The 19,975-nt window shown below is 69.0% G+C and carries 17 protein-coding genes; 10 read left to right on the forward strand and 7 right to left on the reverse strand.

The window, feature by feature from the left end:
• Window position 1: 1 nt before the first annotated feature.
• The 5 genes from DBV35_RS17235 (at window position 2) to DBV35_RS17255 (ending at window position 5,213) form a co-directional block, all read left to right on the forward strand.
• Window positions 2–556, forward strand: a complete 555-nt coding sequence (locus tag DBV35_RS17235) for a TRAP transporter small permease (RefSeq protein ID WP_108661538.1) — start codon at window positions 2–4, stop codon at window positions 554–556.
• Complete coding sequence (locus tag DBV35_RS17240) at window positions 553–2,010, forward strand: M81 family metallopeptidase (RefSeq protein WP_108661539.1); 1,458 nt, start codon at window positions 553–555, stop codon at window positions 2,008–2,010. The genes DBV35_RS17235 and DBV35_RS17240 overlap by 4 nt, the downstream gene beginning before the upstream one ends.
• Window positions 2,007–2,861 carry an alpha/beta fold hydrolase gene (locus DBV35_RS17245; RefSeq protein WP_108661540.1) on the forward strand — a complete coding sequence of 285 codons (855 nt, stop codon included), beginning with the start codon at window positions 2,007–2,009 and terminating at the stop codon, window positions 2,859–2,861. The genes DBV35_RS17240 and DBV35_RS17245 overlap by 4 nt, the downstream gene beginning before the upstream one ends.
• Window positions 2,858–3,838, forward strand: coding sequence for an ornithine cyclodeaminase family protein (locus DBV35_RS17250; protein ID WP_108661541.1), 981 nt, complete (start codon window positions 2,858–2,860; stop codon window positions 3,836–3,838). Before DBV35_RS17245 ends, DBV35_RS17250 begins: the two co-directional genes overlap by 4 nt.
• Window positions 3,839–4,001: 163 nt before the next feature.
• Window positions 4,002–5,213 (forward strand): diaminopropionate ammonia-lyase, encoded by a 1,212-nt coding sequence (locus DBV35_RS17255; protein WP_108661542.1) that lies wholly within the window; start codon window positions 4,002–4,004, stop codon window positions 5,211–5,213.
• 4 nt (window positions 5,214–5,217) lie between these two features.
• Here DBV35_RS17255 and DBV35_RS17260 read toward each other — a convergent pair whose 3' ends face one another.
• The 4 genes from DBV35_RS17260 to DBV35_RS17275 all read right to left on the reverse strand — a co-directional run bounded on the left by DBV35_RS17260 (window position 5,218) and on the right by DBV35_RS17275 (window position 8,471).
• Window positions 5,218–6,378, reverse strand: a complete 1,161-nt coding sequence (locus DBV35_RS17260) for an MFS transporter (protein WP_157961814.1) — start codon at window positions 6,376–6,378, stop codon at window positions 5,218–5,220.
• Between the two features lie 220 nt (window positions 6,379–6,598).
• Window positions 6,599–6,895 carry an immunity 53 family protein gene (locus DBV35_RS17265; protein WP_108661544.1) on the reverse strand — a complete coding sequence of 99 codons (297 nt, stop codon included), beginning with the start codon at window positions 6,893–6,895 and terminating at the stop codon, window positions 6,599–6,601.
• A gap of 73 nt (window positions 6,896–6,968) precedes the next feature.
• A complete protein-coding gene (locus tag DBV35_RS17270) occupies window positions 6,969–7,616 on the reverse strand; it encodes a phosphoribosyltransferase (protein ID WP_108661545.1) in 648 nt (215 codons plus the stop codon).
• Between the two features lie 186 nt (window positions 7,617–7,802).
• The gene (locus DBV35_RS17275) at window positions 7,803–8,471 is read right to left on the reverse strand and encodes a BON domain-containing protein (RefSeq protein ID WP_170134963.1); all 669 of its coding nucleotides are present in this window, start codon (window positions 8,469–8,471) and stop codon (window positions 7,803–7,805) included.
• A gap of 268 nt (window positions 8,472–8,739) precedes the next feature.
• On the opposite strand from DBV35_RS17275, the gene DBV35_RS17280 reads away from it, so the two are divergent.
• The 5 genes from DBV35_RS17280 (at window position 8,740) to DBV35_RS17300 (ending at window position 14,657) form a co-directional block, all read left to right on the forward strand.
• Complete coding sequence (locus tag DBV35_RS17280) at window positions 8,740–9,360, forward strand: Crp/Fnr family transcriptional regulator (RefSeq protein ID WP_170134964.1); 621 nt, start codon at window positions 8,740–8,742, stop codon at window positions 9,358–9,360.
• Between the two features lie 725 nt (window positions 9,361–10,085).
• Window positions 10,086–11,159 (forward strand): ABC transporter ATP-binding protein, encoded by a 1,074-nt coding sequence (locus DBV35_RS17285; protein ID WP_108661548.1) that lies wholly within the window; start codon window positions 10,086–10,088, stop codon window positions 11,157–11,159.
• A 78-nt stretch (window positions 11,160–11,237) separates the two neighbouring features.
• Window positions 11,238–12,560: an ABC transporter substrate-binding protein gene (locus DBV35_RS17290; RefSeq protein ID WP_108661549.1), complete on the forward strand. Its 1,323-nt coding sequence runs from the start codon at window positions 11,238–11,240 to the stop codon at window positions 12,558–12,560.
• A gap of 248 nt (window positions 12,561–12,808) precedes the next feature.
• Window positions 12,809–13,705, forward strand: coding sequence for a carbohydrate ABC transporter permease (locus DBV35_RS17295; protein WP_205648715.1), 897 nt, complete (start codon window positions 12,809–12,811; stop codon window positions 13,703–13,705).
• Between the two features lie 118 nt (window positions 13,706–13,823).
• On the forward strand, window positions 13,824–14,657 hold the full coding sequence (locus tag DBV35_RS17300; RefSeq protein WP_245943995.1) for a carbohydrate ABC transporter permease: 834 nt from the start codon (window positions 13,824–13,826) through the stop codon (window positions 14,655–14,657).
• Between the two features lie 6 nt (window positions 14,658–14,663).
• On the opposite strand, the gene DBV35_RS17305 is transcribed toward DBV35_RS17300, so the two are convergent.
• Genes DBV35_RS17305 through DBV35_RS17315 form a run of 3 tightly spaced genes read right to left on the reverse strand, consistent with a single transcriptional unit; the run spans window position 14,664 to window position 19,785 of the window.
• A complete protein-coding gene (locus tag DBV35_RS17305) occupies window positions 14,664–16,712 on the reverse strand; it encodes a S8/S53 family peptidase (protein WP_108661552.1) in 2,049 nt (682 codons plus the stop codon).
• 28 nt (window positions 16,713–16,740) lie between these two features.
• Entirely contained in the window at window positions 16,741–17,961 is a 1,221-nt protein-coding gene (locus DBV35_RS17310; protein WP_157961815.1) for a phosphatase PAP2 family protein, read from the reverse strand.
• A 42-nt stretch (window positions 17,962–18,003) separates the two neighbouring features.
• Entirely contained in the window at window positions 18,004–19,785 is a 1,782-nt protein-coding gene (locus DBV35_RS17315) for an adenylate/guanylate cyclase domain-containing protein (RefSeq protein WP_108661554.1), read from the reverse strand.
• Window positions 19,786–19,975: the final 190 nt, after the last annotated feature.

Raw genomic sequence — 19,975 nt, forward strand, 5'->3', positions numbered from 1 at the left:
GATGGCCCGGGGTGCGGCGCACGTCCTCGTCCGGATCTCGGACCAGCTCAACCGGGTCGCCCTCGCCGGCGCCATCCTCGCCGTCCTTGTGATGGCGCTCGCGGCGACCTACCAGGTCGTCGCCCGCTACGTGTTCGACGCCCCGCCGATCTGGACCGAGGAGCTCGCCCGCCGCGCGATGGTGTGGGCCGGAATGCTCGGCGCGAGTGTCGCCTTCCACCACCGCGCCGACCCGACCCTCTTCCCCGCAATGGCCGCGCTTGGCGGCGGCCTCGGGCGCGTGCTCGCACTGATCCGGTTCGCGGGCGTCGCGATCTTCGCCTACCCGGTCCTCTATTTCTCCCTCTTCGGCCCAAATTTCAGCCTCTCGCGCGGCTTCCTCGGCCGCAATCTCGGGCGCACGGCCGAGATGCTCGACGTGTCGATGATCTGGTTCACCGCCGCCGTGCCGCTCGCCTTCCTCATCATCACGATCCACGCGATCGCGGGCCTTGCCGCCGCCTTCGCCGGCGACCCCGTCGCCACCGCCATCGAGGAGCCGCAGGAGGCCGTATGAGGATGTTCATCGCGAGCCTTGCGACCGAGACGAACTCGTTCTCGCCGCTGCCGACCGGCGCGCGCTCCTTCGAGGAAGGCGGCGTCCATCACGGCGACGCGACGCGCCATCCGGTCACCTACTGGACGGGCGCGATGCACATCTGGCGCGAGAGCGCCGAGGCGAAGGGCTGGGAGGTCGCCGAGAGCCTGTCGGCCCACGCCCAGCCCGCCGGCCCCACCGTGCGCGCCGTCTATGAGGCGTACCGCGACGAGATCCTCGCCGACCTCCGCGCCGCGCTGCCCGTCGACATCGTCCTCCTCTCCCTCCACGGCGCGATGATCGCGGACGGGTACGACGATTGCGAGGGCGACCTCATCGCGCGCTGCCGCGAGATCGCGGGCGAGAGTGCCGTGATCGGCGCCCTCCTCGACCCCCATTGTCACCTCACCGAGGCGATGATGACGAAGGCGACCCTCCTCGTCGCCTTCAAGGAATATCCGCACGTCGACGTGCCGGAGCGCGCACGGGACCTCTTCGCCCTCGCGGCGGACGCCGCCGAGGGGCGGACGCGCCCGGTGATGCGCGATGTCGACTGCCGGATGATCTGCGCGATGCACACCCCGGTCGCGCCGATGCGCGGCTTCGTCGACCGGATGAGCGCGCGCGAGGACTCGGGGGGCATCCTCTCCCTCTCCCTCGCGCACGGCTTCCCCTGGGGCGACCATCCCCGCGTCGGCGCCCGCGCCCTCGCGATCACGGACGGGGACGCGGCGCTCGCCGAACGCGTCGCCGCCGACCTCGCCGCCGAGCTCTTCTCGCTGCGCCACGAGATCATGCGGCCCTATCCGGACATCGACGGCGCGCTCGACCGCGCGCTCGCCGCCCCGCCCGGCAAGCCGGTCGTCCTCGCCGACACGTCCGACAATGCCGGCGGCGGCGCGCCGAGCGACGCGACCTTCCTCCTCTCCCGCATCCTCGCGCGCGGCATCGACAACGCGGTCGTCGGCATCTTCTGGGACCCGATCGCGGTGCGGATCGTGTCGGAGGCGGGCGAAGGGGCGACGCTGGCGCTGCGCCTTGGCGGCAAGTGCGGGCCGATGTCGGGCGACCCGCTGGATCTCACCGTCACCGTCCGCCGCCTCGCATCCGGCCTCAGCCAGCATTTCGGCAGCCTCGCGAGCCCGCTCGGCGAGATGGCCTGGCTCACCGCGAACGGCGTCGACATCGTGATTAACGACACGCGCACGCAGACCTTTCACCCCGAGGCCTATACCGGTCTCGGCATCGACCTTTCCGGCAAGCGGATCGTCGGCGTAAAGTCGTCCCAGCATTTTTACGCCGGGTTCGCGCCGATCGCGCAGGAGGTGATCCACGTCGCGACGCCCGGCGCGATCACCCCCGACTACGCCAACATCCCCTTCACCCGCCGCGCCCCGAACTACTGGCCCAAAGTGGAAGACCCGTTCCGATGACGAATACGCTGATCGCGCGCCGCGACGCCTTCAACGCGCGCCACCCCGAGGCGCGCGTCACCCTCAACGGCCGCGAATGGGGCGTGATCGACGTCGGCACGGACGGCCCGGTGCTGATCCTAATCCCCGGCACGCTCGGCCGCGCGGACGTGTTCTGGCAGCAGATGGAGGCGCTCGCGCCCCGTGCGCGGGTCCTCGCCACCACCTACCCCGCGTCCGGCGGCGTCACCGAGTGGGCAGACGATCTCGTCGCCCTCCTCGACGCGTGCGGGATCGACACGGCGACGATCCTCGGCACGTCCCTCGGCGGCTATCTCGTCCAGCATTTCGGCGCGACGCACCCGGAGCGCGTCGCAAAGCTCCTCCCCGCGAACACGCTGGTCTCGACCGAGGCGAGCCGGTCGCGGCCGCCCTACACGCTCGACGTCCTCTCCGCGCCGATCGCGGACCTTCGGGCCGGCCTCCACAAGGGGCTCGGCGCCTGGCGCGAGGCGCATCCGGACCAGGCCGAGCTCGTGGATCTCCTCCTCGGCGAGGTCGACGGCCGCATCCCCGAGGCTGAGCTGCGCACCCGCCTCAACGCGCTGAAGACCGCGCCGACGCTCGCCTCCGTCCCGATCCCGGCGACCCGCATCGCGACCATCGAGGGCGACGACGATCCCCTCATCCAGCCGGCGAGTCGGGAGGAGGTGCGCGCCCACCTCGCGCCCGCCGTGTCCTACCGCTTCGCCTGGGGCGGCCACTTCCCCTACGTGGTGCGGCCGGGGCTCTATACCGGGCTCCTAGAGACCGAGCTCGGCCTCCCCCTCACCGGCGAGGGCTGGGGCGAGGGCGCGGTGCGCACGCGATGATCGTCCTCTCAGAGGCCGACATCGCGTCCCTCCTCACGATGGAGGCCGCGATCGAGATCATCGAGAAGACGATGATCGCCGTCTCGAGCGGGACGACCACCCTGCCGCTGCGCATGGCGATGCCGGTCGGCGGGCCGAACATGCTCGGCGTCATGCCGGGCGCGATGCACGAGCCGGGCGTCTACGGCGTCAAGCTCATCAGCCTCTTCCCGCACAATCCCGACGTCGGCCTCTCCTCCCATCGCGGCGCGATGGTGATCTTCGAGCCCGAGCACGGCGCGGCGATCGGCATGATGAATGCCGGCCTCCTCACCGCGATCCGGACCTCCGCGGCGAGCGCCGTCGCAACGCGCGCCCTCGCGCGCAAGGATGCCGCGACGCTCACCCTCATCGGCACCGGCGAGCAGGCCGAGCATCACCTCGCCGCGATCACGGCCGTGCGCCCCATCCGCACCGTGCGCGTCGCCGGCCGGCGTCTTGAAAAGGCGGAGGCCTTCTGCGCCGCCGCCCGCGCCCACCATCCCGGCCTCGAATTTACGGCCGGGACCGACATCAGGGCGGCGGTCGACGGGGCCGACATCGTCTGCACGGTGACATCGGCGGCCGACCCCGTCCTCCTCGGCGCATGGCTCGCGCCCGGCACGCACCTCAACATCGTCGGCGCGTCGATCCCCTCAAAGCGCGAGATCGACGAGGCGGCCCTCACCCGCTCCAGCCTCTTCGTCGACTACCGCCCCTCCACCTTCGCGCAGGCGGGCGAGGTGATCGCGGCGATCGAGGCGGGCGTGATCGGCCGGGACTTCGTGCGCGGGGAAATCGGCGAGGTTCTGTCGGGTGCGGCGCCCGGTCGCACCAGCGCCGACGAGATCACCCTCTACCGCTCGCTCGGCATCGCCGCGCAGGATCTCGCCTGCGCCCATTATTGCGTGAACGCCGCGACGGCGCGGGGTCTCGGGGTCGTCGCCGACCTGGAATGACCCATTCCGCCACCCGGCGAACATATTCCGAGCGGCCACGCTGCCCCGCCGATGGTGCAACCAGAAGCTATCGCCTGCCGGATCGTTCGCCATCGCGGCACGGGGCTTGCCCTCGGCTGCGTTTGGGGTCAATCCCCTTAGGTTGAACGACGAGTGAGAAACGATGCCCATCGAACGATTCCCCCTCCGCCACCAGCACAATGTCCGCTTGGACCGGAAGCGGCCCTATCAGGGGGATGTCACGCAGATCCTGAACGAGCCGGGGCTTCAGGCCGCCAAAGCAGAGATCACCAACTGGCCGGGCTACGCGCCGACGCCGCTCGTGCCGCTGCCGGGCCTCGCCAAGCGGATCGGCGTCGGCACGCTCCTCTACAAGGACGAGAGCCACCGTTTCGGGCTGAAGAGCTTCAAGGCGCTCGGCGGTGCCTATGCCGTCCTCGTCATCCTGAAGGACGCGGTGGAGGCCGCGACCGGGACGCGCCCGAGCGCGCAGGACCTGATGGCCGGCCGCCACAAGGCGGTCGTGCGCGAGGTGACGGTCGCGAGCGCGACGGACGGCAATCACGGCCGCTCCGTCGCCTGGGGTGCCCAAAGCTTCGGCTGCCGCTGCGTCATCTATCTGCACGAGCATGTCAGCGCGACGCGTGAGCGCGAGATCGCGGCCTACGGCGCGGAGATCCGGCGCGTGCGCGGCAACTATGACGACTCGGTCCACCAGTGCGCGGCCGATTCCCTCACCAACGGCTGGCAGCTCGTCGCCGACACCTCGGCCGGCGGCGACATCCGCGTCCCCTCCCTGGTGATGCAGGGCTACACGGTGCTGACCGACGAGATCATCGGCGCGCTCGACTTTCTGCCCACCCACATCTTCGCACCGGGCGCGGTCGGCGGCCTCGCCGCCGCCGTCGTCGGCCCGCTCTGGGAGCGCTTCCGCGCCGGGCGGCCCCGTGTGGTGGTGGTGGAGCCCTTCCAGGCCGACTGCATCTCGCGCTCGCTCGCGCAAGGGGAGATGATCCCCGTGACGGGCGACATCGACACCTTCATGGCGTGCCTTGCGGCGGGCGAGGTGTCGCCGGCGGCGTGGCCGATCCTCGGCCCCGCGCTCGACGATGTGGTTGCGATTCCCGACGATGCGGCGGCGGCGACGATGCGCCTCCTCGCGAACGGGGTGGACGGCGACCCGCCGCTCGTCTCCGGCGAATCGGGCTGCGCGGCGACAGCGGGCCTCATCGCCGCCACCTTCGACCCCGCCGTGCGCGAGGCGCTGGAGCTGACGGCGACCTCGCGCGTCGTCGTCATCGGTAGCGAGGGTGCGACGGATCCGGATTCCTACCGCGCCGTCGTCGGCCGCGCGGCCGAGGAGGTCGCCGCCTGACGCCTCAGGCGGGCGCTGTCAGCGCGCGGCGGCTCATTGTGAAGAGGGCGAGCGCGGCGATCCCGAACGGGAGCGCGGTCGCCCAGTAGGAGTGCTCGCCGATCGCGCCATAGGCGAGGCCGGCGAGGATCGTGAGCAGCGCCATCAGCGCGGAGCTGCCGGCGGAGAACCACCCCTGCGCCCGCGCCTCATAGGCCGTCGGCAGGAGGCGCGAGAGGGCGACCATCAGCCCGAGATGCGTCGCGCCGAAGGTGAGCGCGTGGCACAGCTGCAGCGCGGCGATGACGGGGAGCGGCGGGTCGAGCCCCATCGCCCCCCAGCGCACGACCGCCGCCCCCGCGCCAAGCATCAGAAGCGCGAACGGCCCGCCGAGGAAGCCCGACACGCGCTTGGCGTACATGAAGAAGAGCACCTCCGCGACGACGCTGCCGGCCCAGAGCGCCCCGATCGTCGCGCCCGAGATGCCGCGTTCGGCCCAATGGAGGCTCGAGAAGGCGTAGTAGGTCGCGTGGCTTGCCTGGACCATCGCCGCCCCCGCGACGATCGCGGCGACCGAGAGGATCGCCGTGCGCGACTGTTTCGGCGCGATGGCGGCCGGCCGCCCGTCGGTCTCCGGCACCTTGACGAGGCTCGCCGCGACGAGCGCTGTCGCGGCCGACGCCCCGCAGATCAGCCAGATCAGCGCCCCCGCCGGGAAGATGCCGAGGAACTGCCCCGCCGCGAGGTTCGCGACGATGAAGGCGACCGAGCCCCAGAGGCGGATGCGGCCATAGGTGTGCTCGTGCATCGCGCGATCGAGGCGCAGGCGCAGGTGCCGCCAGGTGAGCGCGTTGCTGAGCGCGAAGAGCGGCCCCTGCGCGACCCCCATCGCGATCACGAGGGCGAGGATCGGCACGAAGCCGCGCGCGAAGGCGAGGAGGAACGTGGCGGCGACGGCCCCGATCGCGCAGACGACGAGGAGGCGCGCGATCCCGCCTTTGCGGTCGGCAAGGGTGGTGACGAGCGGCGTCGCCGCGATGCGCGCGAGCAGCGGCGCGGCGAGCACGATGCCAATCTCCTCCGGCGTCAGCGCCCGCGCGTTCAGCCACAGCGAGAAGAACGGGAGATAGATCCCGACCTCGAAGAACAAGGTGGAGTAGAGCAGCGCGAGCCGGCGATGGGGCAAAGGGTGTCGAGCCTTGGAACCGTGCATGGACGGTGGCGAGGCGCGGGCCGGACCCCGGCACCGCCTCTCCGCCCAGCCGATACAGAAAGGACGCGGCGAAGCCAAGCGCCGCCGCGTCCGCCAGGGGATCCGCCGGGGTGGTCTGCGACCGACGCCGCGCCGATCAGGCCCGTCGCGCCGGCTTCCGTCTTGGAGATCGCGCGGTCATCCGAGCGGCGCGCTATTCGACCTTCGTCGCCCAGTCCCGAAACACTTCAAGCAGGGACCGGAGATGGAACGGTCCGGCATATCCCAGAAACTTGTTGTTCTCGGTCCGGCAGATCCACCAGTCGATCTCATGCTCGTGATTGTGGGCGACCGGATCGAGGGTTCGGCCGTCGCAATCGGTCCCGGACAGGTCGATTTCGAGGGCCCAGCCCGGATTGTCCAGCGTGGTGATGGAGACGCCCTGCTGGTGCTCCCAATCGCCGTCGCATTGGGCTTCGTACCAGCGGGCCAGCCAGTCGAGCACGTCCATGACGCTGTCCTGATGGTTGGCGTCGGCGAGCGAGGTGCGATCCGTTGCCCGCCGACGTCCTGTTCGTCGAGGCCTAGAGAAGCGCCGGGGCGTGGACCGCGTTCAGCGTGTTCACGACCTCCGCGTCGGAGACCGGGGCGAAATTCTCGTACTGGTCGCCGACGCCCATGAAGGGATCGGGCTGGCACAGGGTGATCACCTCGTCCGCCACTTCGCGCAGGAGAAGGATCGCGGCGCGGGAGGCGACCGGGACGGCCACGATGATGTGATCCGCGCCCTGCTGGTCGACCGATTCCACGGCGGCGCGCATGTCCGCCCCGGTCGCGACGCCGTCGTCGACCAGGATTACCCGGCGGCCGGCGACGTTCGGCGCCGCGCGGCCGCCGCGATAGAGGTCGTTGCGGCGCACGAGTTCGCGCCTTGCATGGCGCAGCGAGTCCTCCACCACCGAATCGGCGATCTCGTACCCGTCGATGATGAATTCGTTGAGGACGACGACGTCGCCATAGGCGATCGCGCCCATCGCGATCTCCTCATCGCCCGGTACGCCGAGCTTGCGCACCAGCATGAGGTCGAACGGCAGGTGCAGGGCGTCGGCGATCTCGGCGCCGACGGGGACACCACCACGGGGAAGCGCCAGGACGAGCGCGTTGCCGATGTCCTCGTCCGCCAGGGCGGCGGCGAGGTGACGGCCAGCGTGCCCCCGATCCATGAAACGCATGGGTTACTCCTTTTAAACGCCGCTCTTCCCGCGTTCTTTGCTGTGCGGGTGCACGATGCCGAGCGGACGCCCTCCGTTACGCTACATTTGTGACCCCGACATTGCGCCCTCGGTCGTCGGGGACGAGGCCTATATCAACCAAAAGGTGCGACGTCACGCGCAATCTTCTCGCGCGCGGCGCCGGGCTCATTCGACCACAATGTGGTCCTCCACGGCCTTCACGCCAGGGGCGTTCCACACCGCGTTCTTCACGATCTCTTTCAAATAGCGAGCACCGATTCGCCCCTCGAGGCGAACGATGCCGTCTTCGACGGTGACCTCGATGCGCGACGCCTCGATGTCGGCATTGCGGTGGAGGGCGTGGACGATGGCGCGGCGGATCTCCTCCGCCCCCGCACGGCGCACGATCGTGATCTCGTTGCGGACCGCGCGCACACCCTCGATCCGCCCAACATGGCGCTCGATCAGCTCCCGCTCGGACGGCCACTCCACCTCGCCGTCGAGCCGGACGGTCCCGTCGCGCACGCTCGCCTGCACCGCCTCATGCGGCACCGCCGGGTCCCAGGCGAGGATGTCCGCGATCCGTTTCGCGAGGCTTTCATCGTCGATCACCGCCTCGCGCGCGATGTCGATCACAATGTCGTTGGCAAGGGTGAGGACGCCCGCGACGGCGAGGGCGGCCCGCTCGGCCGCGCGCTGGGCCGGATAGCTCGCCACCCTACCCGACAGCGTCACCGCACCGTCCCGCACCGTCACCCCGATGCGCGAGGCATCGGTCTGCGGATCGGCGTCCAGCGCGGCCAGGATGTTGGCCTTCACCGCGTGATCGTCGGGCGCCGACGGCACGTCTGACATCGCCCACTCCCCACAAAGATCCACCATGGCAGAGGGACCCCCGCGCGCGGTTGACATCCGTCAACGCCGGCACCGCACACGCGCGGCGGGCAATTCCACTGGACGCAGGCAAATGCTACAACTTGGGGACACAAACGACATGATTTCGCGATCACGTCATGTTGCTCTGTTCGGATCGACCCGGCCGAGACAACTTCGAGGAGCCCGCGCCATGTTCCCCATGTCCGCCACCAGTGCCGCTGAAACGGATTGGCCGAAGGACGGAACGGTGCTGCAACAGGTCGAAAGCCGCGGCCACATCCTGCGCGAGGGGGACGAGGCGTCGGCGCTCTGCGAGATCCTCTCGGGAGCGGTGATGATCTACCGCCACACCGTCGACGGGAGCCGCGTCATCCTCGGCCTGCGCTTCAAGGGAGAGCTCGTCGGCCTCTCGAGCCGGCAGCGCTATGCCTGCAGCGCCGTCGCGATCCGGCCGACGACGCTGCGCAAGATCCCCTACAGCGCCATCGACAAGGCGATCGACCACGACCCGCGCCTCGCGCGCCGCCTCCTCAACGCCTGCACGGCCGAGCTCTGCCGCTCGCGCGAGCAGCTGATGATCGTCGGCAACCGCACCGCGCTCGGCCGCGTCGCGGCGCTGATCATCGACCTCGCCGACCGCTCGCAGGAGGACGGGATCGCGATGACCCTCCCCTTCACGCGCTGCGAGATGGGGGACTATCTCGGCCTCACGCTCGAGACGGTGAGCCGCGCGATCAGCCGGCTGAAGGCGCTGCGCATCATCGACCTGCCGCGCAGCGACATGGTCATCATCCGCGACCGGGCGCGCCTCGAGGCGCTCGCGGACGGGGATGGGGACGGCGCCTCGCGCGGACGGCTCTGCGCCTGAGAAACGCCCCACGCCAAGCCGCATGGACATCGCCGGCCTGATCGGCCGGGCCCGCGGCGCGCGGCTCGTCCCGTCCCCCCTCCCGACACCCGGTGGAACACCGGCTCGCGGTCATTCGTCCGGCCGGTTCGCGGCGGGCGCCCGCCGCCGTCGGCCACGCGAATCGCCGGCGCGGGACGAGGTCTCCCGGACGGGTCGTTGCGGCCCCCCTCGGGTGCTCGTCGAGCCGACAGTTCATCTAACGAAAAGATAATCTACCGGGATTTCCAAGTTCAAATGCGGATTTGCAGCGGCGGATCCTGCAATTATTTTTGCAATCCCCTCAGAAAAACTTCGAATCATCAGATGAATAAGGGTCCGAATGCGCATGTTGCGGCGCGGCGCTTCGGGCGGCGCGTGCGCGTCCGACACGGCACGAATGGCCCCTCAGCCTCTCCCGCGATGCACAATCGGAAATGGATATGGGAACGCTAACCCGGCCCCGCATCGCGACAAATCCAATTGTGCCATGCCGCGAGGCGCCGCGTCCCGATCGGGTGTGGACCCCATAAGTCCAGAGGATCCGAGCCGAATTGGCCTGTGCATACACAACCCCGCCCTTGACCTTCCCGATCCCACAGCGTTTCATGCCGACAACCAGATGATGTGGGTCATCGGCGCGAACGCGCTCGCCCGCATCGCAAATGAGGCCGGGATAAACCCGGAACTTGGGAGGTGGGGCGCGTATGGCGTCCGTCGGAATCAACGACGTCCGCAAGTCATTCGGGTCCGTGGAAGTCATCCATGGCGTGAATATCAGCATCGCCGATGGAGAATTCGTCGTTCTCGTCGGCCCCTCCGGCTGCGGGAAGTCGACGCTCCTGCGCATGATCGCGGGGCTCGAGCAGATCAGCGGTGGCGAGATTCTCATCGGGGACCGCGTCGTCAATCTCGTTCCGCCGAAGGAACGGGACATCGCGATGGTGTTCCAGAATTACGCCCTCTACCCGCACATGACCGTCTACGACAACATGGCGTTCAGCCTGAAGCTCGCGAACGCGCCGAAGGAAGAGATCGCCAAGCGCGTCAAGGAAGCGGCTGACATTCTGGGCCTCGGCGCCCTCGTCGAGCGCTATCCGCGCCAGCTCTCGGGCGGCCAGCGCCAGCGCGTCGCGATGGGGCGGGCGATCGTGCGCAAGCCGCAGGTCTTCCTGTTCGACGAGCCGCTCTCCAACCTCGACGCCAAGCTGCGCGTGCAGATGCGCACCGAGATCAAGGCGCTGCACCAGCGCCTCAAGACCACGGCCGTCTACGTCACCCACGACCAGATCGAGGCGATGACGATGGCCGACCGCATCGTCGTCATGCACGACGGGATCGTGGAGCAGATCGGCTCCCCGCTCGAGCTCTACGACAATCCGGCGAACATGTTCGTCGCCGGCTTCATCGGCTCGCCCGCGATGAACTTCATCGAGGGGCGCGTCTCGCGCGCGAACGGCGCCCCCTCGATCGTCGCGAAGGACGGGATCGAGCTTCCGGCGCCCGCCAGCCTTCAGGCCTCGGACGGCCACAAGGTCGTCTACGGCGTCCGGCCCGAGCATATCAGCCTGCACAATGGCGGCGGCGTTGGCGTGCCGGCGGAGGTCAGCGTGATCGAGCCGACGGGCGCCTACACCCTCGCCTTCGTGAAGATGGCGGACGCCGAGGTTTGCGCGATGTTCGACGAACGCCACGCATTCCGCCCCGGAGAGACCATTCATCTGTTCCCGCGCACCGACCTCGTGCACGTGTTCGACGCCGACACAGGGCGTCGCCTCTAGGCCAGTCGCCGGTCCGCGGGTGCAGTCATAAAGGAGCGCGCCGGCGCAAAGACCGGCCGCCATTTAAGGGAGGAGACTATGAGTTTCACCAGACGCCGGTTTTTGCAGACATCCTCGGCCGTGGCAGCGGGCGCTGCCGGCAGCCAGCTCTTGGGTGTCCGAAGCCCGTTCGCCCAGGACACGATGTCGTTCGAGCCGGAGCCTGGCGCAGAACTGCGTCTCCTGCGCTGGTCGAAGTTCGTCCAGGGCGACGAGGACATGTGGATCGCCAACACCAAGAAGTTCACCGAGGTGACGGGTGTTCCGGTCCGCATCGACAACGAATCCTGGGAAGACGTGCGCCCGAAGGCGGCGGTGGCCGCCAATATCGGCTCCGGCCCCGACATCATCCTCGGCTGGTTCGACGACCCGCACCAGTACCCGGACAAGCTCCTCCCGCTGACCGACCTCGCCGACTATCTCGGCAACAAGTATGGCGGCTGGTACGACGCGGCCAAGACCTACGGCATGCGTGACGGCGAGTGGATCGGCCTGCCGCTCGGTGCCTCCGGCGCGCGCATGGTCTACCGCCAGAAGTGGGTGCAGGACGCCGGCTTCGAGACCTTCCCGACCGACTATCAGCAGGTCCTCGACATCGCGAAGAAGCTGAAGGCCAACGGCCACCCGCTCGGCATGGCGCTCGGCCATGGCGTCGGCGACGCCAACGGCTGGCTCCACACCATCCTGTGGGGCTTCGGCGGCAAGATGGTCGACGAGAACAACACCGTCGTCCTCTCCAGCCAGGAGACGGTCGACGCGCTGGAATATGTGAAGGAGCTCTACGACAGCTTCATCCCCGGCACGCTGTCCTGGCTCGACCCGAACAACAACAAGGTCTTCCTCGCGGGCGACCTCGGCGCGACCAACAACGGCATCTCGATCTGGTACGCGGCGAAGAACTCGCCCGACCCGGCGCTGCAGGCGATGGCGGAAGACATCTACCACGCCGACATGCCGGTCGGCCCCGTCGGCAAGCCGACCGAGCTGCACCTCTTCACCCAGGCGATGGTCTTCAAATACTCGAAGTACCCGAATGCGGCGAAGGAATATCTGCGCTTCATGTGGGAGAAGGAGCAGTACGAGCCCTGGCAGCTCGCTGCGACCGGCTACATCGCCCACCCCCTCGCCGCCTACGCGGAGAACCGGGTGTGGACCGAGGTGCCGAAATCCCTCCCCTACCGCGACTGCGTGAAGAACATGCTGTGGAACGGCTTCTCGGGCGAGCTCGGCTACGCCTCCGCCGCCGCCATGGCCGACTACATCGTCGTCGACATGTTCGCGCAGGCCGCCGCCGGCGAGCGCTCGCCGAAGGAAGCGGCCGACTACGCCGCCCGCCGCGCCGAGCGCTACTACCGCGTCTGACCGGCGACCCATTCCGCGGCCTCTCCTCAGAGGCCGCGGGTCAAGGCAAGCGGCGGCGAGGGCCTGACGCCCGGCGCCGCCGTCCGTCCCTTCGGCCCATCGCGGCGAAGGGACAGCCGGGCCGGGACGCCCGGCCGCCGCCAGCGGCTGGCGCCTCAACGCCCGCCGTCACTTGATCCGAAGGAGCCAGAATGGCCGTCGACGTCGATCAGCCCCGCGTGGCAGCGTCAGCGCACAAGCCCGGACGCATGAGCCGCCTGTCCCAGAGCAAGGGCCTCATGAGCCTGTGGTTCATGCTGCCCGCCGCGACGGTGCTGCTGCTCTTCCTCGCCTACCCGCTGGGGCTCGGCGTCTGGCTCGGCTTCACCGACGCGCGCATCGGGCGCTCGGGGCAGTTCATCGGTCTTGAGAATTATCGCTGGCTGTTCGACGACCCGGTTTTCTGGCTCGCCGTCTTCAACACCGTCCTCTACACGGTGAGCGCGAGCATCATCAAATTCGCCCTCGGCCTTTGGCTCGCGCTGCTCCTCAACCACCACCTGCCGTTCAAGGCGCTGCTGCGCGCGATCGTGCTCCTGCCCTGGATCGTGCCGACGGTGCTTTCCGCCATCGCCTTCTGGTGGATCTATGACGCGCAGTTCTCGATCATCTCCTGGTCGCTGATCAAACTCGGCATCATCGACGAATATATCGACTTCTTGGGAGACCCGGCGAACGCGCGGGCGAGCGTCATCGCCGCCAACATCTGGCGCGGCATCCCGTTCGTCGCGATCACGCTCCTCGCGGGCCTCCAGACGATCCCCCAATCCCTCTACGAGGCGGCGGTGATCGACGGGGCCTCGCCCTGGCAGCGCTTCCGCTACGTGACCTTCCCGATGCTGACGCCCATCATCGCGGTCGTGATGACCTTCTCGGTGCTCTTCACCTTCACCGACTTCCAGCTCATCTACGTCCTGACGCGCGGCGGCCCGCTCAACGCGACCCACCTCATGGCCACCCTCTCCTTCCAGCGCGCCATTCCCGGCGGCCAGCTCGGCGAGGGTGCGGCGATCGCCGTCGCCATGATTCCCTTCCTGCTCGCGGCGATCCTCTTCAGCTATTTCGGCCTGCAGCGTCGCCGCTGGCAGCAGGGCGGTTCGGACTAAGGAGGCGACCATGGCTGTCAGCGAAGAAGAACGCCTCACCGAGACCTCGGCCCGCTTCTGGAAGTGGGGCAAGCAGAACCCGAAATCGGAGCCCGAGGGCGCCAGCACCGACTATCTGATGTCGCTGCCGCGCCGCGTCGTCACGGTCTACATCCCGATCGTGGTGTTCCTGATCGTCCTCCTCTTCCCGTTCTACTGGATGACGATCACGACGCTGAAATCGAACGAAGAGCTCTACGACTACGACAATTTCAGCCCGTTCTGGGTCGCCCACCCGACGCTCGCGAACTTCCACAAGCTCTTCTTCGAGACGAGCTATCCGATCTGGTTGTGGAACACCGTGCTCGTCTCGGTGGTCGCGACCTTCCTGTCGCTCGTCTGCGCGGTGTGCGCGGCCTACGCGATCGAGCGCCTGCGCTTCCGCGGCGCGCGCCTCACCGGCATGGCGATCTTCCTCGCCTACCTTGTGCCGCCCTCGATCCTGTTCATCCCGCTGGCGCTCATCGTCTTCAATTACGGCCTCTTCGACACGCCGTTCGCGCTGATCCTCACCTACCCGACCTTCCTCATCCCGTTCTGCACGTGGCTGTTGATGGGCTACTTCCGCTCGATCCCGTACGAGCTCGAGGAATGCGCGCTGATCGACGGGGCGACGCGGCTCCAGATCCTCGTGAAGATCCTGCTGCCGCTCTCGATACCGGGCCTCATATCGGCCGGCATCTTCGCCTTCACGCTCTCATGGAACGAGTTCATCTACGCGCTGACCTTCATCTCCTCATCGGAGAACAAGACGGTGCCGGTCGGCGTCATCACCGAGCTCGTGGAGGGCGACGTCTATCACTGGGGCTCGCTGATGGCGGGCGCGCTGATGGGCTCGCTGCCGGTCGCGATCCTCTACTCCTTCTTCGTGGAGCACTACGTCTCCTCGATGACCGGCGCGGTGAAGGAATAGCGCCGGTCAGAGCTCGGTGTTCGGCACCCCGCCGATCCGCAAACGCCGCTTGAGCCGCCCCCGCCCCACCCGCTTTTTCGGGACGGGCGGGGCCGGGTCGTCGCTGCTCGCCTGAGTGTGGACCTGCAGCTGCCCGAAGGCCGGATCCGCGGCGAGCTTGTCGGCGATGAGCCGCGTCGTCTGCGGCGCGGCGACGCTCGTTCCGCTCAGGCGCACGATCGAACCACGCCGCGAGCCCGCCCCGAAGATGCCGCGCCGGACGGGCGAATCGTCCCCCACCTCCACGGCGTCAGGCCCCTCCCGCACCGAAAGTGCCGGATCGAGCCGCGCGATCCCCGGCCCGTGCGCGCTGTAGAGCGAGGGTAAGCCGTCGCTCTCGACATAGGCGCCGATGACGACGGTGTCGTTGCGCACGCCCGTCGCGAAGCCGCTGAGGGTCCCGGTCCGCCACACGAGACCCTCCGGATTGGGCGGCACGTCGTCGGTGTCCTTCGGCGCGCCGCGCGCGTCGTGCGTCGCGTAGTGCTCGTCGACGAAGCGGGACTGGCGGCCCTCGCGCGGAAAGCCCCGCAGCGTCTCGTCCCGCTCGATCCAGGCCTCGACCTTCCTGGTCGCCGGGAGCGTGCCCCGTTCGACGTGGATCAGCCATTCCCCCGGCGCGGCGAGGCCGGCGGGGTTCGCGAGATTCTCCGTCGGCGCGGTGGTGATGGTGAAGACGCCGCTTTCCTTCGCCGGCCCGAGATCGAAGGAGAAGGTCGCGATGGTGTTGCCGCCATCGTCCTTCAGCGCGGTCGCGAGCCCGACCGCGCCACCCAGCACCGGGCTCGGCGGGCCGCCATAGGGGCGGAGGCTCACGCGCACCGCGCCCGGCACATCGGCCTGCGCCAGAGCCGGGGTGCGGATCTCGACCGTGCTCAATGTCCGGTCGTCCGGCGGCAGTGCCCAGCGGAGCGTGCGCGTGTTCGTCCCCGCGAAGCCGAGGCTCGCGTGGCAGCGGCTGAGATTGCCGTTGCCGGCCGGGAGCACCAGCCGCGTCGTCATCCCATCGGCCAATTCCTGCGCCAGCCGCGTCGCGAGGTGGGTCTCCATCGCGCCCGTCCCGTCGTGCGGCCCGGCGAAATTGCCGTAGGAGAGGACGAGGGCGAGCGGCGGCCGCTTGCCGTCGGGACGCTTGAAGCGGGTCGACTGGACGAGAATATGGTCGAGCGCCATCAGGATCGCGGCGACGAGATCCTCGCTGCCGACATCCCCCGTCGCCGGCGTCGGCAGCTCCGCGCACAGGACCGGGCGCGACGGGAGAGGACCTGTGAACCCGGCGGCGAGCGAGGCGACGTGGGTCCCGTGCGAGAGGCGCATCGCGGCCGGCTTGAAGCCGGGCTCGGCCATGTCGATGAGGCCCGCCTCGCGATAGAACCCCGCCTCGTCGAGGAGGCCGGCGCGGGTGTGGGCGTTGAGGAGGGTCTGGATCTCGCCCTGCTCGATGAGCCGGCCCTGCGACACCGGGCTCATCGGCGGAGCCGGCGCGTCCATGATCCAGCATTGCGCGATGCGCGTCTGGCCGGCCTCCATGAAGGCGTCCGACGCGAAGGCGATGCCGTTGTCGATGATCCCCGTCAGCACCGTCTCCGCCGGCACCATGATGTCCGGCCCCAGCGCCTCGCCGGGCTTCGTCTCGTCGGTGAGGCGGCGGTCGGGGACGATCCCCGCGACGCAGCGCAGCCGAGCCACGACCCCCTCGAGCACCCCCTCCAGATGGTCGAGGATGCCGCGCCGCACATAGACCGGATAGGACCGCGTCGCCCCCCAGCTTGCCCGCTGTTTCTCGCGGTACATGCGCGGGATGATGAGCGACTGGGCAAGGTCCGAATTCTGGTCCATGCGCAGGTTCAACTCGTCGATCGGGTCGCCCGCCGCCCGGTCGGCAAGGTCGATGATCGCGTAGCGCCACGGCCCCGGATCATCGCCCCGATCGTAGCGGCTGAGACCGTCGAGGCGGAAGCGCGCCGCGGCGTCCGCGACGCCGATCGGCTGCGGGTCGGTCCAGCTGAGAGTCATGACGCCTCTCCCCGTTGCGGCTGCGTGCTCAGATGTTCACCCACTCGTCCCGCGCCCTGTCCCAGAGCCATTCGAGAAGCGGGGATTCCATGGAATCGGTGTCGAGCGTCACGGGCGCGACGCCGACATAGGGGTTCCCGAGCGCGTTCACCGCGCCCGTCTGCGCCTCGCCCGAGACGGAGTAGAGGGCGCGCCAGGAGAAGTCCTGCGTGCCTTCGACGTTCGCGCCGGTGAAGGTCGCCTGCGTCGCCTGGTTCTGCCCGGTGCAGCGGGCGACGAAATAGTCGGCGAGGGTGAGGCCGAGCATCGCGCCCGCCATGCTGTCGACGGGGAAATGGACGCCCGCGACGGTGCGGTTGATCGCGATGCGCGCGGCCTGACGCATCAGCATCTCGCCCCAGGGTTCGCCCCCATAGGGCCCCGTCCCCGCGTCGAGGAAGAGGCGGCGCAGCACACGGGCGATGAGGAAGGATTCGGTCGCGTGACCGCTCGGGAGCGAGCCGTGGGTCGGGGTGTAGACCATCGGCTGGATCTGCGGCGACATCTCGATCGGCCGCTTGCAGGCGAGCGCGAACTTCATGCGCCCCTCCGCCATCACGGCGAGCGCGTAGCCGACCGACAGAAGCTCCAGCGTGTGGGGCGTGCGGGCGGGGTTCAGATAGTTGATCGCGCGGAAGAACTCGGTCTCGGAGGAGAGTTGCGCGAGGATCTCCGCCGCCCGGTCCTGGCGCTGCGGCGCGTAGGCCGCGATGAGGTTGAGCTGCGCGCGGAAGATCGCGTCCGTGGGCCGCGTCATGGTGACGAGCCGCCGGTAGGGCGGGTGCGGGGCCGGGTTGTCGTCCGGCACCGCCTGGACGTGCCACAGCACCGCTTCCCCCGCCCCCGTCGTCCCGAAGGTGAAGCCGAGCTTGGAGGCGACCTCGAATGCGAAGAGCGCCGAGCGGGCGGGGAGCGACAGGCGGGCGAGCGAGTCGGGGTCGTTCTGCGTCGTCTGCGTGATCGGGGTGGTCACCGGCTGCCAGGCGTCCACGATCCCGTCGCGCGTCGTGATCAGCGCGCCGGAGACGAGCGGGGTGTCGAGCGCACCGCCGCCGAAACCGCCGAGCCCTCCGAACCCGCCAAAGCCTCCGAACCCGCCAAATCCCCCGAAGCCGCCGAAGCCTCCGAAGCCTCCGAAGCCGCCAAAACCCCCGAACCCGCCAAAGCCGCCGAAGCCACCTTCCGGTCCCGATCCGCTTGCCAAAGTCATCACCGCGTCCCCCGTTTCTGGTTTCAATCAGTGGAGAGTCCGTCAGTTCGGCAGCCCGGCCTCCGCCAAGGATCGCGCGAAGGCCTGCCCGACCGGATAGGCCGCGCTCGCCGCCGTCTTCAGCCAGCTCGAGACCGTGAGGCCCGGCTGCTGGCGCAGGAGTTCCCGCATCGTGGCGCGCGCCGCCGCCCCGTCCCCGAGGCGCAGTTCCGCCACCGCCTTCACGCGCATCGTGGAGGTGTGGCCCCGGTTCGCCCGCAGCGACTGCTTGGCGAGGGAGAGGGCGCGCGCATTGTCGCCGGCCGCGATGCAGGCTGAGGCGGCGAGCGACTCGTAGAAATAGCGCTGCGGGTCGCGCGGGGTGAGGTGAAGCGCGCGCTCCGTGTCGCGCACCGCGAGCGCCCCCTCCCCGCGAAAGGCGTGGAGCGTGCCGCGCAGTAGGCGGCCCATCGGCTCGTTGGGGCAGAGTTCGAGCGCGCTGTCATAGCGGATCAGCGCCTCGTCGAGCTGGTGGATGAGGTTGGTGAGGACGAAGCCCTCCGAGACGAGCGCGCGCACATTGTCCGGGTCGATCGAAAGCGCGTCCTCGGTGAGGCGCAGCGCTTCCTGGCCGTCGCGCGCGGGCGAATCGCTCCAGCCCTGCTGCACGCGCAGCACATGCCAGCGCGCCATCGCCGCCATCGCCACCGGCAGGTCCGAGGCGCGCTCCATCAGCGTGCGCAGGAGGCGCTCGGCGAGGGCGAAATCGCGCTCGGACGGGCGGTGCATCAGCGCGGTCGCGGCCGTCAGCAGCGCGTAGCTGTCGAGCGTCGGCGGCGCGGTGGAGCGCGCGCGGCGCACCTCGGCGCGCGCGATGGTCGCCTGCACCTCCCACACGAGCGCGTCGATCGTGTTCTGGTCGTTGACGAGGCCTGAGAAGGATTCGGTGATCCGCGTGCCCCAGAGGACGCGCCCGGTGCGCACCTCGGCAAGCTCCAGGTCGAGCGTGAGGCGGTCCGGCTCGCCGGAGAAGCAGCCGGAGAGGACGAAATTCGCGTTCAGCGCCTCGCCGATCCGCGCGAGCGTCGCGTCCCACGATTTCACCGCGCTCGTCGACAGGCGCGAGGTGACGTTCAGCGAATTGCTCTGGCTGAGGGCGACGATGAACTCCTCCGCGAGCATCTCGCCGATGCCGCGCACGTCCGGCCCGCCGGTGCGGAAGGGGATGACGGCGATGGTGGGGAGGAGGTCCGCCTCGTCGAGGAGCGGGCGAAGGCGGGGGAGCGTGCCCGGCGGCGAGAGGCGATAGACGCGGACCGGCTCGCTGATATGGCGCAGATGGCAGGGGCCGAGGTCGGAATAGTCGAAGTCTATATGGTCCTCGATGACGTTCCGGATCTCGCCGGTGACGACGAGCTCGCCGGGGCGCGCGAGCGTCATGATGCGGGAGGCGACGTTCACGTCACGGCCGAAGATGTCGTTGTCGATCGAGAGGACTTCGCCGCTATGCACCCCGATCCGCAGCATCAGCCGCCCGTCGCATGGAACCCCGGCATTGCTGCGCTCGGCCTCCACGAGGCAGGCGTGCGCGGCGCGGACGGCGGCGACGGCATCGTCGAATTCCAGCATCAGCCCGTCGCCGAGGCGCTTGACCATTCGGCCGCCGAGGGTGGGCGCGACCTCCGTTTCCACGAAGCGCTGCAACGCCAGCCAGCGCGCGACGGTCCCCTCCTCGTCCTCATCCATCAGGCGGACAGACTCCGCGACGTCCGCGAACAGGATCGTCTTGCGGATACGGTCGAAATACGGCTCGCTCAAGCTCAGAGAAGTGACGACCTCAGTCATAGTCACCGACCTGCCTTCGATTGCGGGGCGTGCGCCGAAAATTCGTCCCTCGTTTCTATCTGTCCTCTTTGTAATGTAGGTTTGGTCTTGGTGTGATCGTGTCTAGATGTTGCCTGAATAAAATTAATTCTGGCATTTATTCAGATCGCCGGAATACTATCCTGCCGTGAATTGTCCACGAAATCAGCGA

This window comes from Acuticoccus kandeliae (genome assembly GCF_003073115.1).

Coding starts and splice junctions, on each gene's coding strand:
- DBV35_RS17235 (WP_108661538.1), top strand. CDS start 2: ATGGCCCGGGGTGCGGCGCACGTCCTCGTCCGGATCTCGGACCAGCTC.
- DBV35_RS17240 (WP_108661539.1), top strand. CDS start 553: ATGAGGATGTTCATCGCGAGCCTTGCGACCGAGACGAACTCGTTCTCG.
- DBV35_RS17245 (WP_108661540.1), top strand. CDS start 2,007: ATGACGAATACGCTGATCGCGCGCCGCGACGCCTTCAACGCGCGCCAC.
- DBV35_RS17250 (WP_108661541.1), top strand. CDS start 2,858: ATGATCGTCCTCTCAGAGGCCGACATCGCGTCCCTCCTCACGATGGAG.
- DBV35_RS17255 (WP_108661542.1), top strand. CDS start 4,002: ATGCCCATCGAACGATTCCCCCTCCGCCACCAGCACAATGTCCGCTTG.
- DBV35_RS17265 (WP_108661544.1), bottom strand. CDS start 6,895: ATGGACGTGCTCGACTGGCTGGCCCGCTGGTACGAAGCCCAATGCGAC.
- DBV35_RS17270 (WP_108661545.1), bottom strand. CDS start 7,616: ATGCGTTTCATGGATCGGGGGCACGCTGGCCGTCACCTCGCCGCCGCC.
- DBV35_RS17275 (WP_170134963.1), bottom strand. CDS start 8,471: ATGTCAGACGTGCCGTCGGCGCCCGACGATCACGCGGTGAAGGCCAAC.
- DBV35_RS17285 (WP_108661548.1), top strand. CDS start 10,086: ATGGCGTCCGTCGGAATCAACGACGTCCGCAAGTCATTCGGGTCCGTG.
- DBV35_RS17290 (WP_108661549.1), top strand. CDS start 11,238: ATGAGTTTCACCAGACGCCGGTTTTTGCAGACATCCTCGGCCGTGGCA.
- DBV35_RS17295 (WP_205648715.1), top strand. CDS start 12,809: ATGAGCCGCCTGTCCCAGAGCAAGGGCCTCATGAGCCTGTGGTTCATG.
- DBV35_RS17300 (WP_245943995.1), top strand. CDS start 13,824: ATGTCGCTGCCGCGCCGCGTCGTCACGGTCTACATCCCGATCGTGGTG.
- DBV35_RS17305 (WP_108661552.1), bottom strand. CDS start 16,712: ATGACTCTCAGCTGGACCGACCCGCAGCCGATCGGCGTCGCGGACGCC.
- DBV35_RS17310 (WP_157961815.1), bottom strand. CDS start 17,961: ATGACTTTGGCAAGCGGATCGGGACCGGAAGGTGGCTTCGGCGGCTTT.
- DBV35_RS17315 (WP_108661554.1), bottom strand. CDS start 19,785: ATGACTGAGGTCGTCACTTCTCTGAGCTTGAGCGAGCCGTATTTCGAC.